General features: G+C 30.6%; 15 protein-coding genes. 13 read left to right on the top strand and 2 right to left on the bottom strand.

Annotated elements, in window-relative coordinates; translation table 11 throughout:
• From KHW44_RS01960 to KHW44_RS01940, 5 genes are all read left to right on the top strand, one after another.
• On the top strand, nucleotides 1-484 hold a 484-nt coding region (locus tag KHW44_RS01960), incomplete at its 5' end, for a TVP38/TMEM64 family protein (RefSeq protein WP_304065297.1).
• A 290-nt stretch (nucleotides 485-774) separates the two neighbouring features.
• Nucleotides 775-918, top strand: a complete 144-nt coding sequence (locus tag KHW44_RS01955; RefSeq protein WP_154253903.1) for a hypothetical protein — start codon at nucleotides 775-777, stop codon at nucleotides 916-918.
• A 2-nt stretch (nucleotides 919-920) separates the two neighbouring features.
• A complete protein-coding gene (locus tag KHW44_RS01950; RefSeq protein ID WP_304065294.1) occupies nucleotides 921-1,670 on the top strand; it encodes a hypothetical protein in 750 nt (249 codons plus the stop codon).
• Entirely contained in the window at nucleotides 1,663-3,153 is a 1,491-nt protein-coding gene (locus KHW44_RS01945) for a hypothetical protein (protein ID WP_102164214.1), read from the top strand. The genes KHW44_RS01950 and KHW44_RS01945 overlap by 8 nt, the downstream gene beginning before the upstream one ends.
• On the top strand, nucleotides 3,141-3,782 hold the full coding sequence (locus KHW44_RS01940) for an ABC transporter ATP-binding protein (RefSeq protein ID WP_102164215.1): 642 nt from the start codon (nucleotides 3,141-3,143) through the stop codon (nucleotides 3,780-3,782). The genes KHW44_RS01945 and KHW44_RS01940 overlap by 13 nt, the downstream gene beginning before the upstream one ends.
• A gap of 39 nt (nucleotides 3,783-3,821) precedes the next feature.
• Here the strand turns inward: KHW44_RS01940 and murF are convergent, their stop codons facing one another.
• Nucleotides 3,822-5,186, bottom strand: a complete 1,365-nt coding sequence (murF, locus tag KHW44_RS01935) for a UDP-N-acetylmuramoyl-tripeptide--D-alanyl-D-alanine ligase (RefSeq protein ID WP_278735012.1) — start codon at nucleotides 5,184-5,186, stop codon at nucleotides 3,822-3,824.
• Between the two features lie 2 nt (nucleotides 5,187-5,188).
• On the bottom strand, nucleotides 5,189-6,241 hold the full coding sequence (locus KHW44_RS01930; RefSeq protein WP_304065284.1) for a D-alanine--D-alanine ligase family protein: 1,053 nt from the start codon (nucleotides 6,239-6,241) through the stop codon (nucleotides 5,189-5,191).
• Nucleotides 6,242-6,413: 172 nt separating this feature from the next.
• Between KHW44_RS01930 and KHW44_RS01925 the strand changes: the two genes are divergently transcribed.
• From KHW44_RS01925 to KHW44_RS01890, 8 genes are all read left to right on the top strand, one after another.
• Entirely contained in the window at nucleotides 6,414-8,792 is a 2,379-nt protein-coding gene (locus KHW44_RS01925) for a glycogen/starch/alpha-glucan phosphorylase (protein WP_304065281.1), read from the top strand.
• Entirely contained in the window at nucleotides 8,779-9,111 is a 333-nt protein-coding gene (locus KHW44_RS01920) for a co-chaperone YbbN (protein ID WP_094208182.1), read from the top strand. Before KHW44_RS01925 ends, KHW44_RS01920 begins: the two co-directional genes overlap by 14 nt.
• Nucleotides 9,112-9,123: 12 nt before the next feature.
• Nucleotides 9,124-10,173, top strand: coding sequence for a magnesium/cobalt transporter CorA (gene corA / locus KHW44_RS01915; RefSeq protein ID WP_094208183.1), 1,050 nt, complete (start codon nucleotides 9,124-9,126; stop codon nucleotides 10,171-10,173).
• A 15-nt stretch (nucleotides 10,174-10,188) separates the two neighbouring features.
• Nucleotides 10,189-10,743 (top strand): hypothetical protein, encoded by a 555-nt coding sequence (locus KHW44_RS01910; protein ID WP_002835645.1) that lies wholly within the window; start codon nucleotides 10,189-10,191, stop codon nucleotides 10,741-10,743.
• Nucleotides 10,743-11,231: a dihydrofolate reductase gene (locus tag KHW44_RS01905; RefSeq protein ID WP_227930617.1), complete on the top strand. Its 489-nt coding sequence runs from the start codon at nucleotides 10,743-10,745 to the stop codon at nucleotides 11,229-11,231. The genes KHW44_RS01910 and KHW44_RS01905 overlap by 1 nt, the downstream gene beginning before the upstream one ends.
• A 302-nt stretch (nucleotides 11,232-11,533) precedes the next feature.
• Nucleotides 11,534-12,712, top strand: a complete 1,179-nt coding sequence (locus KHW44_RS01900; protein ID WP_278735017.1) for a zinc ribbon domain-containing protein — start codon at nucleotides 11,534-11,536, stop codon at nucleotides 12,710-12,712.
• 8 nt (nucleotides 12,713-12,720) lie between these two features.
• Nucleotides 12,721-13,635 carry a 1-phosphofructokinase family hexose kinase gene (locus KHW44_RS01895; RefSeq protein WP_102164224.1) on the top strand — a complete coding sequence of 305 codons (915 nt, stop codon included), beginning with the start codon at nucleotides 12,721-12,723 and terminating at the stop codon, nucleotides 13,633-13,635.
• A 547-nt stretch (nucleotides 13,636-14,182) separates the two neighbouring features.
• On the top strand, nucleotides 14,183-14,682 hold a 500-nt coding region (locus KHW44_RS01890), incomplete at its 3' end, for an ATP-binding cassette domain-containing protein (RefSeq protein WP_304065263.1).

Genomic DNA, 14,682 nt, shown 5'->3' with positions numbered 1-14,682 from the left:
AGTTGCAGCTCCAATCCCAGCTTTTTTCATTACATTTTCAAATGCAGCTATTTGGGGATGGGTTAAGGGAAGCATATTGTCTTGGACATCTGCAATGGCTGGAGCGGCACTTTGTTTTGGTATTGCGAGATTTTTGGGAAGAGATATTGCGGAAAAATTTGCAACAAAAGGAGCATTAAAAGAAGTAGAAGGATTTTTCGACAAATACGGCAAGAACGCTATTTTGGTTGCAAGATTATTGCCATTTGTTCCATTTGATCCGATAAGTTATGCAGCGGGATTGACTCCGATGGGATTTTGGGAATTTTTCATCGCTACAGGAATTGGACAACTTCCAGCTACTTTGATTTATTCTTATGCGGCAAGTAAATCGACAAATCCATCTACATGGGTAAAAGGACTTATAATTTTATTCGGAGTGTTTGCACTTGGAATGTTGATGAAGAGAATTTATAACGATAAACAAGCAAAGAAAAATATATAAAAAAGAAAGCCTCAAACTTTCCTAGAAATAAACAAGCCCTTATGCAAATTTTTACATAGGGGCTTGTTGTTTTTATATTATTTAATATTTTGATGTTAAATTTCTTTTATTTGTTCGACTAATTTATCGAATTGCATTGCATGAGATGCTTTTACTAAAACTAATGTGTAACTTGTATCGAAAAGAACAATTTAAGATAATTTAGAAATTATATTTACAAAGAAGAATCAAAACATTATAATTAAATTGAAATCGATAATAGATTTTAATTTAATTGTCATGGAGGAAATATGAAAGTAAAAAAATTAGCACTAGGAGATACATTGCGAGGCAATTCTTCACAATACAAAAATAGTAAAATTAGAGTTAAAATGCAAAGTCAGTGGAACCAGCCTGTTAATTTTACTGTTAGAGGTCAATGGGAGAGTAATTAAATATGAATAAGAATATTTACAAAAGGACAATTTCACAACTACTAATACCGTTTTTTTTAACAGTATTAGTTGGAGTTGTTTTCACTGTGTTTATGGGTTTTACAGAAGGACAAGTGGCATCTTACAAATATAAAGTTGGAGTGTATTTGTATAGTACTACTTATTTAGATTTTTTAGCACCTATTTTGTTTATTGCACCATTTGTATGGCAAATTTTTTACGAAAAGAAAAATAGGTTTTATGATTTGGAATGTATGAGAATATCTTCTAAGCAATTAGCTATTTCAAAGGTTGCATCGATATTGAGTGTGGTTTTTTTGGCTGTAGTTGCTTCTTATTTTATTTCTGGTTTGATACTTATTAACTTTGTACCAATTAATACCATATCAAAAGAATCTACAATAAATAGCAAAATTTTTATTGATTTGATTATTGGAAAACCAATATTTTTTTCTTTCATTTTGAGTTTATGGAAGGGAATAATTATATCGTTAATAGCTTTAATTTCCATTCAATTAAGTTATAGAATAAAAAATATACTACTTATTTCAACTATACCATTTTTTGGAATACTTATTACTGGATTTTTGCTTGGATCATTGAATTTGGGAGCTTTTTCCTATCAAGGATTTTATGTGTTTGAAGCTGTTGCGTATGATGGAATATTAAATTACTTAATAGGATTATTTTCGTTAATACTTGTTAATTTTTTTGTATATATTTTCATGATTAGGAGAAAGTCTTATGAATAAATTTATAAAGTCTGAGGTATATAGATGTTTAAAAAATCCGGTGGTGATTTTTTTATGTGTTCTATTTACATTTTACTCTTTCTTTATAGTTGATAGTACAAGCTCTTATAACTTGAATTATATAGAATGCATTATAGATATTTTTAATAATCATTATTATTTTAGATTTTTATTTTTTCCAATGATAGTTCTGATATGTATCATTGATAAGAATAAGATTTATAACTATAGTGCTATAAGATTTAAGAACAAAGTAGATTTTATATTATTAAAACATATAGCAAAGATGGTATCTGTTTTAGCTATATTAATATTAAATCTAATTACGGCATTTATAATTTGTGCTATATTCAAACCTGTTAGTTTCAAGTATAGTTATGATGTTTTAAAAGTAGCAGAGGATAAGGAAGTTATTTTTAATGTTTTTAGGAATTTTAGCGAGTATCCTGTTATAAGTCTGATTTGTATATGTTTATTTTTGCTTGCAGGGACGAACTTATTAATTTTTATTATATGTTTTCTTGAACAAAATATGAATAGAATGTATGCTGTTGGGTTTATAGCTTTTTTTTATATAATTCAAGGGATAAATGATTTGTTTTTTGACATTAGTATTCTAAGAAGTCAAGTTTTGTTTGATTTTTACATGTATATTTTATCAGATAATGTTACGAAATTTATTGTGGGATTTTTGATGGTTTTGCCAGTCGTTCTCAGCGTTAATAAATTTTTAGAATATAGGTCAAACTTATCGATATTTAGAATTAATAGGTATAATCATATTATTCCTATGACATTATTAATGGTTTTGATGACTTGTATATATAATTTTTCCAAACTTATTGGTAAGAATAATTCCGTAGCAGATGTCTTGTTCTTGAATGCTTATCATCCTTATATTAAAGACTCATCAGCTTTTATAATTATGTATAATGAGATTATTTTTCTGTTAGTGGCTTATTCTGTGTTGGCTTCTTTAGAATATATTAAGGATAATTTATCATCATTTGTAAAGGTTAGATTCAGAGATAAGAGAATATATAATAGGATGCTTTACGCAAGTGCGATTAGATTTAGTTCTATGTATTTTATGGTTTATATGAGCATTATTTTACTTGTATGTATTATTCAATATTTTATTTCAGGAAAAGTAAAGTTAACAGATGAAATAATTCAAGGCTTGATGATAAGAGACTTTAATTATATGAATATATTTGGAATATATGTAATCAATTATTTACAGATTCTTCTTGTGATTACAGTATCTGTATTTTTGTCAAAATATATTAAGCCTGTGATTGCTTCGGGGATAATTTTTGTATTGATATTTTTATCTTACTTTAAGGAGATTAATTTAATTTTTGTTGGGATTCAAGATTTTTTAAATTCTAGTTATAGTGAATTGATATATATAGTTGGATATATTTTAACAATATGGATTATTAAAAAGGTAATGATAGAGGGAGATTTATGGAAAAGATAATAAAATTAACAAATGTTAGCAAAAAATTTGGATCTAAAGAAATTTATAGAGATTTAAATTTGGAGATATTTGAAAATGAAATAGTTGGATTTGTAGGGGAAAATGGTATTGGTAAATCTGTATTATTTAAAATTATTGCCGGATTAGAAAAACCTAATGTAGGTAGTGTAGAAGTATTTGGTATTAAGATAGGGAAAGATAGAGATTTTGCACCTAATACAGGGATATTAGTAGATTCTCCGGGATTTATTGAATATTATGACGGTTTTACAAATTTAAAAATGTTGGCAGAAATAAACGACAAAATTTCGGATAATGATATTAAGTCTATAATGAAAAAATTAGGCTTAGATCCTGAAAATAAAACTAAATTAAAAAATTATTCATTAGGAATGAAACAAAAGTTGGGGATTTGCCAAGCTATTATGGAAAATCAAAAGCTTATTATGCTAGATGAACCATTTAATGCACTAGATGAGGAAACTAATAGAATTATGATTAATTTAATAAATAGCTTAAAAAAAGAAGGAAAAACGATACTTATAATTAGTCATCAATTGCAATCTTTGAAGGAAATAAGTGATAGGGTGTTTATTATTAAGAATCAAAATATTAGTGATTTTAATTAAAAAAATGTGAACTAAGAAAACTTAGTTCACATTTTTATTTTATAATTCTTTTATTTGTTCGACTAATTTATCGAATTGCATTGCATGAGATGCTTTTACTAAAACTAATGTATTGTCCACGATTAATTCTTGCAATTTTTCTAGCAATTCTTCTTTTGTTTCAAAGTAGAATACTTTGTCTTCTGCAAAGTTTGTCCTTGCTCCTTTGATTATGTTTTCTGCTAATGGTCCAGTTGCCAATACGTAGTCGATTTTTTCTGGGTTGATTGATTTGCCGATGTTTTTGTGAAGGTTGATTTCGTTATCTCCAAGTTCTAACATATCTCCCAACACGGCGATTTTTCTACTATATCCGTGCAATCCGTAAGCAGTTTCAAGGCAGCTTGTAAGCGATTGTGGATTTGATTTGTAGCTGTCGTTTAGGATGTGGAATTTGTCTAGTAGAATAAGTTCGTTTCTCATTCCCGTCAATTCGATATTTTTTAATCCTTTGGCGATATCTGTGTAATCCAATCCCATAAGTTCTGCTACGATTATTGACATTGTAGCGTTGTACATTTGATGATGGCCCAACAATTCTATGTTGAACACATGATCGTTGATTGAAAATGTCGATCCTGTTTCATCGGCTTTGATCATTTCCATTCTGTATTCGCTGCCCGGTTTTATTCCGAAAGTGATTGTTTTTTCAGGTAATTTGTATTCTTGTTTTACTTCTCTAAGAACAGGATCATCATTGTTTAAAATGAAAATTCCATCTTCTTTCAATCCTTCAAGGATTTCAAACTTCGCTCTGGCGATGTTTTCTTTTGTTTTTAAATTTAGTAGGTGACTGTCACCGATGTTTGTAATCATCGCGATGTCAGGATGAGCGATGTTTGTCAATTGTCTGATTTCACCAAAATTTTCTGTTCCCATTTCAAGAACTGCAACTTCAGTGTCATCGTCAATGTCAAATATCGTTTTGGACAATCCGATTTCGTTGTTGTAATTTTTTTGTGTCTTAACTACTTTGTATTTTTCTTTTAATAGTGAACTCATGATGTCTTTTGTAGTTGTTTTTCCGTTGGAACCAGTTATAGCGATTACTTTACAGTTTAAACTGTTGATGTATCCTCTAGCCAAATCCATCATAAATTCTTTTGTATCATCTACTTCGATTACTGGATAATCGTTGATGTTTCTGTAATCCCTGTTAACTACACAACAAGATGCGCCCTTTTCAAAAGCCATCTCTATGTAATTTTGTCCATCGAAATTATCTCCTCTAAGAGCGATGAACATGTTGTCTTTTTCGATTGTTCTTGTATCTGTGGAGATACCTTTTACCATTATATCGTGGTATTTTTCGTTTATTATCGTGTTAGTTAGTTCTGTTATTGTTTTTAAATTTCTTGTTAACATTATTACCTCTCTAACTTATATGCTTTATTTTTTTCGTATTCTTCAATTGCCAAATCAATTAAGTTGTCGAATACTTCTGAAACACTCATATCGTTAGTGCATTTCCATAAAACTGGAAACATTGAATGTGGTGTAAGACCAGGAACTGTGTTGATTTCATTTACCCAAAGTTCGTTATCTCTAACAAACATATCAACTCTTGAAAATCCTGACAAACTCATTATCTTATACACTTTTTCAGCCAAACGTCTTGCTTTTAATTCCAATTGTTCATCCATTGGAAATGGTGTAAGCATTTCTGTCTTTGCGTCGTTGTATTTTGCATCGTAATCGAAAAATTCTACATCGTGTATTTGATATACACCCGGACGAGATGCGACAGGATTGTCGTTACCCATAACTGCGATTTGAAGTTCAGGGCCGATAATTTCTTCTTCGACTAAAATTCTTCTGTCATACAAAAAAGCATTTTGGATTGCTTTTTCTAATTCTTCTTCATTTTCTGCTCTCATAACTCCGACTGATGAACCAGCGTTACATGGTTTTACATAAACAGCCTTGGATGTTTTTTCGAAAATTTCTTTCAAATTGTATTCATCGTTTTTGCAAAGCACGACGTATTTTGCTTGAGGAATCTTATTTAATTCAAAGATATCATTAGTGTATCCCTTGTCCATGCATAATGCAGAACCCAATACGTTACAGCCTACAAATGGCAAATCCAATACTTTTATGAAGCCTTGGATTGTTCCGTCTTCGCCGTAACTACCGTGAATTGCAGGAAATATTACGGTGTTTTCTGGATTAATTTTTTTAAGGCATTCACTCACTGATTCTATTACTGAAAGGTCAGTATCAAGCACTAATTCTTCGTCAGATTTTATTTCTTCAGTTATGTTTTCTTTCATAATGAATTTTTTATCGCGGCGAACGAATATTGCGCTGACATTGTACTTTTCTTTTGATAAGTTATTTATTAATGTTCTAGCACTTGTGATACTTACTTCGTGTTCAGTACTAGGACCGCCATATAATACATATATATTTTTTTGCATAATTTTTGTCCTTTCTTGTGACTCATTAATATATTACTATAACTAAATCATTATATCAATAAAATAGAAAAATGTATCCTTTTTGTTGATTTTAAGAAAAAACAATACAAATTTAATAGGACTATTTCACAAATGTGGTAAAATATAGTTGAGCTAAGAATAGGAGGATTTTATGGAAAAGGAAGAATTTTTGTTGCAATTTGAAAAAAATTTATTTAATATGTTTGGAAAAGATTTACAAACTTCAACTGAAAAAGAAAAATATATAGCTTTTTCTAAAATAATAATGAACGAATTGGCAGAAGATTGGAAGAAAACTTCTGATAAACACAAAAATTCACGCAATGCCTACTATTTTAGCGCGGAATTTTTGATAGGAAGATCTTTGGGGAATAATTTGTTGAATATGGGATTGGATGAAAAATATTCACAAATTTTAAAAGAATTGGACATCGACATCAATGATTTGGAAATTCAAGAAGAAGATGCAGCTTTGGGTAACGGTGGTCTAGGAAGACTTGCAGCATGTTTTATGGAGAGTGCAGCGAGTTTGGATTATCCGTTGACAGGTTATGGTGTTAGATATCGCCAAGGACTTTTCAAACAATATTTTCACAACGGATTTCAAATGGAAGTCGGAGACAATTGGACATTGGACAAAGATCCTTGGTCAAGACGTGTAGAATCGGAATCCAAAATCATTAGATACAAAAACCAAGTCGTAAAAGCAGTTCCTTATGATATGCCTGTTGTAGGCTACAAAAATCACGTTGTAAACACTTTGAGATTGTGGCAGGCAGAATGTGATGACGGATTTGATTTTCAAAAATTCAACAATTTTCAATACGATGATTCTGTAAAAGAAAAAAACAGGGCAGAAGATATTACCCGAGTTTTGTATCCTAATGATATACAAAGACCGGGAAAAGTTTTAAGGCTTAAACAACAGTATTTTTTCTGCAGTGCATCAATTCAAGATATAATTGAAAAATACGAGAAAAACTTCCCAAATGATGAGAGTTTTGAAGATTTTGCAAAATACAATACTATCCAATTAAATGATACTCATCCTGTTATGGCTATCCCAGAAATGATGAGAGTGTTGATGGATGACAAAAAACTTTCTTGGAAACAAGCTTGGAATGTTACAAGCAATGTGTTCAACTACACTAACCACACGATTTTACAAGAAGCTATGGAAAAATGGAGCGTCGATGTTGTAGAAGAAGTGAGTCCTAGAATTATGGATATTATCGCTGAAATCGACAGGAGATTTGTCAGCGATTTGGTGGGATTGTATTATTCTGTGGATAGAATAGACAATCTCAGAATAGTGAAGGACAATACTGTTAATATGGCTCATTTGGCAATATTAACAGCCGTAAAGATTAACGGCGTTGCTAAAATCCACACAGAAATTCTGAAAAACGAGACATTAAAATCATGGCACGATTTGTATCCGGATAAATTCGTCAACAAAACAAATGGAATTACTCCAAGACGTTGGTTATTTTATGCAAATCCAGAGCTAACACAGTTTATAACAGAACTTTTGGGAGAAGATTGGAAAACTGATCTAACAAAATTAAAGGAGCTTGAAAAATTCCTAGATGATGAGAGTGTTTTGGAAAAACTAATGGAAATCAAACTTCACAACAAAATCAGACTCAAAAAATACATCAAAGAGCATGAAAATATCGATGTGGACGAGAACTCTATTTTTGACATACAAGTTAAAAGACTTCACGAATACAAGAGACAATTGCTGAATGCTTTTCACATTTTGAATTTGTATTATAAAATCAAAAACAACGAAGTATCAGATATTCCAAAACAAACATATATATTCGGAGCGAAGGCAGCACCTGGGTATTTCAGAGCAAAGGCTATTATAAAATTCATCAATGAAGTTAAAAATCTCGTGAACAATGATGATGTTGTTAACAAATATATCAAGGTTGTGTTCTTAGAAAACTTCAACGTATCCATCGGAGAATTGGTGTATCCTGCAGCAGATGTGAGTGAGCAGATTTCAACTGCGGGAAAAGAGGCTTCTGGAACTGGTAACATGAAATTTATGTTAAATGGAGCATTGACTGTGGGAACTTACGATGGTGCTAATATTGAGATTTTCAATCATGCAGGTGAGGACAACAACTTCCCATTTGGAGCAACTGTTGATGTATTAAATTCCATCAGAGACACTTACAATCCAGTTGAGTATTATTATAAGGATGAAAACATCAAACGAGTTGTGGATACTTTGCTAAGCGATTTGATCAATGATAGTGGATCGTTTATGCTCTTGGACATTTACAATTCACTTGTAAACAGAGATTCATCCTTTAAGTTGGACGAATACTTCGTATTAAAAGATTTCAACGATTATGAACAAATTCACGAAAAGATTTTACAAACCTATTCTGACAAGAAAAAATGGGCGAAGATGAGTTTGATGAATATCGCAAATTTCGGAGAATTTTCATCGGATAGAACTATAAAAGAATATGCAGAAGAGATTTGGAGGATAGTACCAAATGAAAAAATTTAAAAAGAGTGACATTAACTCTAAGATATTTAACAAAGGAAACAAGATTTTATTTTTCCACGCTGACGGGATTTGTCCATGTATTCCAGCGAAAAGTGATTTGGAAGATATCGAAAAATCATTTCAAGGAGAAATAGAATTTTACGAATATTTAGCTAAAAAAGTTAGAGAAATTGACAAGGATGAGATAATTACACATTACGAAGCGTTGCCGCTACCTACGACTTTATTTATAAAAGATGGCAAAATCATCGACAGACTTGTAGGGGATAACTCAAAATCGACATACAGAAATTACGCGAACAAATTATTGGACGAATAAGAGGAGATAGTATTGGCTAATTTATTATTTGAGGATAGAATCAACGAAATATTAGATACTCTTAGGCTTGAGAACAATCTTGAGAACACCAAAATTACTTTTTGTACTTTTGATGAACATCATTTCGACAAACATCAAACCACAGACATCGATGATATCGAATTGAGAGATGACAGGATAAATTGGATATATATTACAGGATTATCAGATACAGATAATTTTATAAAAATGAAAGAAAAATTCAAAATCCATCCTCTTATAATAGAAGACATGTTGGATGTGGAACAAAGGACAAAACTGGAAGCTTATGATGATTATTTGTTCGTGGTAACAGATACTGTGGATTACGATATGTTCAACAGCGTAAAGGAATTGTCGTTTAACCAAGTGTCATTCGTATTAAAAGAAAATTTGTTAGTGACTGTTGAACAAAATAAAACCACATCATTTGACAGAGTTTTGGACAAGTTAGAAAAAATTCCTGTTTTTAGACCGAAAACTACAGATGGACTATTGCTTTTGTTAATGGATGCATTCATCGACAACTACTATCAAATTTTTGATATTTTGGGAGAATACATAGATGATTTGGAAGACGTTATGATGACTAATCATGATGACGATATTCTCAGAGAACTTTACACTATGAAGAAAAACCTAATATTTTTGAGGAAGACTTTGTGGCCTTTGCGTTCAGTTATCAATGAAATTTCGAAGTTCAGAGTAAATTTGGTAAGTCACAACACATCTATTTACATGAGAGATTTGTACGATCACATAATCCAAATGCTTGAATTCATAGAAGTGTATCGCGATATGATTAACTCCATGATAGATGCATTTGACACTAATATCTCTAACAGAACTAACGAAGTAATGATGGTATTGACTGTGTGGTCGACGATATTTTTGCCTTTGACATTCTTAACAGGAGTCTATGGAATGAACTTTAAATATATGCCGGAACTTCAAGGGAAATACGGATATATTTTGTTCTGGGTTACGGCTGTTGTGATTACTAGTGTTATGATTTATTATTTTAAAAAGAAAAAATGGATGTAGTATAAAGGAGATTTTATGGAAAACAGTACTTTTTTGGCATCTGATTATGAAAAAGAACAAATTGATGCTATTAAAAAAATACTGCGAGTGTATTTTAGTGGAGATATTGAATTTAGCAAGAATTTTTCTGAATTGAAACCAAACATAGACAACCAAAATTTGAAAGAAGTTTTGAATAAACTAGATGAAAATATAAACAGAGATGATTTGATAAGATATGTCAATGATATCAACATAATGGCTTATAATGAGGAAAATAAGCTTTGTTTTATGTATGATGCTAACAGGAAATTTACAAAAGAAAGAAAGATTGCACTTGAGAATTATCCACGAGATAAAAACTATGGTTTTTGTATTGAAAAATGGATAAACAAATGCAATAGCATACTTTCTAATTCATCATCTGATTTGCAAAATGCAATCTATAGCACTATGCTTGATATTTGTTGTGAGGAAATGGGTATACTTGTCGTAAGGATATGTGAAGGTGATTTTGATTGGACAGACAATCACGCAATGGAAAAATTGAACGAAATTGTAAGTAATATAAGGAAGGGAGATTTTTGTTAATGAAAGTTATATTAGCAGTAGATAGAAATTTTGCGATAGGAAAAGATGGAGATATGCTTTTTTCAATTCCTGAAGATATGCAAAGATTTAAGGAGTTAACAACTGGAAATATCGTTATAATGGGAAGAAAAACATTGGAATCTTTGCCAGATTCAAAACCTCTACCAAATAGAACCAACATAATAATTACAAGCAAAGACTTAGACGGTATGCTTTGCGTAAAAAACGAAGAAGAATTGCTACGCACTCTCAAAGAAATCAACCCAGACCACAAAATGACAGAATATTTGATAGGTGGAGCAAACACGATTGAATCATTGATACATTTAGTTGATGAATTCGTAATCACTTATGTTGACGCAGAATTTGAATATGATGCAAAAATCAGAAACTTATTTGAAGACCAAGATTATTATGTAGCGGAAGAGTCAGACATCAAAACTTACGAAGATTTGAATTATAGATATATGGTGTTTAAAAGAAAATAGAGAAAAAGAGTATTACACATTCATGCTAAGAATATCATACGGAAAAAAATGCTTTGATTTCACATCGAAAAAATTCGTCCAAAATCGTACCGCGTAAGCGAAGCGTGCTTACGATTTTAGGATTTTGAGATTCAGAAATCAACAATTTTTGTAGTCTAGATATTCGTGCATGATGTGTATTTACTCTTTGAAAAATAGGAGATATAAAATATCTCTTATTTTATTGCCCAAATATTAAGATTTGGCAAAGTTATAATTGAGTATAATGTATTGTGATATAATACGGTTACGGAGGTGAGTAAATGCGTTGTCCTAATTGCAATGAAAAAGTGTTAGATACGGTGAATTTTTGTCACAATTGTGGGTTTAATTTGAAAGAATACCGTGAAAGTTTGAATGAACAAAAGGATATAAAAGAACAACCAGAAGATAATCACGCATCTACAGACAAAGATTATTCATATTCAGATGATGTTATGAACATTTTTAATATAAAAAATCGTGAAAAATCAGCTGAAGAACAAAAGGCTGAAGATATCATAAACAAAAACAAAACTGAACACAAACCTAAAAGGATTGAAGATATTTTTCAAGTGATTAACAAAAACAAATCTCAGTATGGAAAGTTCAATCCCGACAAAGAAGTTGAGAAGAAAATAAACCACGAAGATGAAAAAGAACCTGAAGAAAATTATGAAAACACGATTTTTATTACCAAAGGTTATGACGAAAAACAAGAAAAAATTAAAAGAGATGAGTCGATAAGATTCACTTCGGCAAATGAGTTTACTATTCATAAGTTTGAAGACGAAGATGAAGATGATGACCAATTTATGGATACTTTTGAGGTTAAAAGTAAACAAGTTTTTGACAAAATCAATTTGTTCTTTACTAAAATATTGAAGAAAATGATGGGAGGTACACAACCTTACAGGTTCTCAATGAGACTTGCGGTTGTAGTGTTATCTGCGTTGCCGCTTTTATTCTTTTACATGAATTCTACAAATCACTGGACATTTACTCAAAAATCAAAAGCAATCGTAGTTATGGTTTCGGTGTTGGTTTTGGATGTTTTCCAAAAACTTTTATCCTACAGTCTGGGACTTAAACTAGCAGGAACGAAATTATATCAACCAATCGACAAGGATTTGAGAAACAATATCTCAGTTTTACTTTCGGTTATAGAATCTCTCATATTCAGCTTATTTGGGGTTTTAACAGCAGGTGGACTTGTTGGTTTTAGTTCGTCAGTTTTCACGTTCACATTTTTGGGTGCACACGCTTTTATATATCTAATTTCATTGGTAATATTGATTTTATTTGCAACGATTATTTTAATAGATAGATTTGATTACAAAAATTTGTGGAAAGTTTACGGACTTAATGCAGCTGGAATTGTGATAACAAGACTTGTTGTGTTTATGGTCGTTATGACACTTCTTCAAAAATTATTTTTTGGACTTGCTCCGGGATTAATGTAGGTGATTAAATGATTTACACAGTTACTATGAATCCAGCGCTTGAATTTGTAAGTGAAGTTTCGGATTTTGAATTTGACAAAAACAATATATCGGATTTTGATTTGATGCTTCCAGCTGGAAAAGGAATCAATGTTTCGAGAGTTTTAAAACAACTTGGGCTTCCGACTGTTGCAACTGGATTTGCAGGAGGCTTTACTGGAGAATTTGTAGAAGATTGGCTAAGAAGAGAAGATATCAAATCTGAATTCATCAGAATTGATGATAATACCAGAATTAATATCAAAATCACAGGTTCTTCGAAAACCGTAATTGAATCAAAAGGACCGAGCATTTCTCATCAAGAACTACAGGAATTGTTATACTATCTATCGAGAGTTAAAGAAGGAGATACTGTGTTTTTGTCCACTGCTTTTCCGAAAAATATAACAGAAACTGTAATCGAAAGAATGATTGCAATTTGCAAAGCCAACAAAGCACAATTCGTACTTGATATAGACGAGTATTATCTGGAGAAATTTGCAGATGAAGGATCATTTCTTGAAAATATCAGCGTAAAATGCTTGGAACATTTATTTAAAACGAAAATAAAATCAGAATCTGATTTGCTTAAATGGAAAAATGAAATATCTGGTTTGAATTCAAAATTTGTCGTAGTTCCATTTGTAGAGAATAAAGTGTATTTGTTCCAAAAAGATTCCACGTACGCATTTGAAATAGACGAAATAGCAAACCAAAAAAGAGATTTTGTTATCGACTCAATAATCGCGGGATTTATTGCGACATTTATCAGAACTTCAGATTATGAAAAGTCTTTTGAAATGGCAAATGCCTGTGCACTAGCTTCGTTGAAGACCAAGGATTTGCCGAAAAAATTCCAAATAGATGATTGCTTTAAAGATATTAATATAATAAAAATAGACTAAAATAAAAAAACAAGGTGTTGAATTTAATTCATACCTTGTTTTTTATGTTGTAATAAATTAAGAAATGGAGATTTAATTGAAAATGAAAAAGTTTTCAATGTTTATAATGATTTTACCATTTCGATACAATGAATGCAAGTATTTTGTTATGAAATTAAAAAATTAATAATTTTATAAATAGGCTCATGATTATTATTACTTTATCATAATAAAGAGAATAAGTCAAGTGATTTTTATACAAAAATAAAACTTTATTTTATCTTTTGACTAAAATTGAAGATGAATAAAAATAATTATGTTTTATTTTCATGATTAGTGGCAAATGTCTAAATAACAACGGGAAAACAAAATCACTAATTTTGTTTTTGTCATGAAAAAAGTGTAAAATAATACGTAAACAGATAGAAAAACTATATTTTATACTGAAATTTTAAATTATAAAATAAATAATAATTGACAAACGCATTTTATCTCACTATAATAAGATAAAGTATTTTTTATTAATCATACATAAATAATACGTAAAATAAACTGAAAGGAGATTAAAATGTCTGCTAATAAGAAAATATTGGAAGTTAATAATATGCATACAGCTTTTAGGATAAAAGACGATTATTATGATGCAGTAGATGGTGTTTCATTTGAATTGTATGAAAATGAAGTATTAGCGATGGTTGGAGAATCCGGCTGTGGTAAATCTACTTTAGCTACAACTATTATGGGCTTACATAATATGAATTACACTCAAATTAGCGGTGAGGTTATATATAACGGTGAAAATATTTTAAATTACACAGAAGCTCAATTCAATGAGTTGAGAGGTGGAGAGATTGGAATGATATTCCAAGATCCATTGGCATCTCTTAACCCTTTAATGAGAATTGGCGAACAAATAGAAGAAGCTTTGTTATATCACACTGATTTGGATAAAAAACAAAGAGAGAAAAAAGCTGTTGACCTTCTAAAAAAAGTAGGGATTGAAAATGCTGAAGTTATAGCAAGACAATTTCCTCATCAATTATCTGGAGGTATGAGACAAAGAGTAAT

Origin of the sequence: Finegoldia magna, from assembly GCF_018371055.1 — a bacterium.
In the GTDB taxonomy this organism is placed as follows: Bacteria; Bacillota; Clostridia; order Tissierellales; family Peptoniphilaceae; genus Finegoldia; species Finegoldia magna_I.
This window is presented reverse-complemented; position numbering and strand designations above follow the sequence as displayed.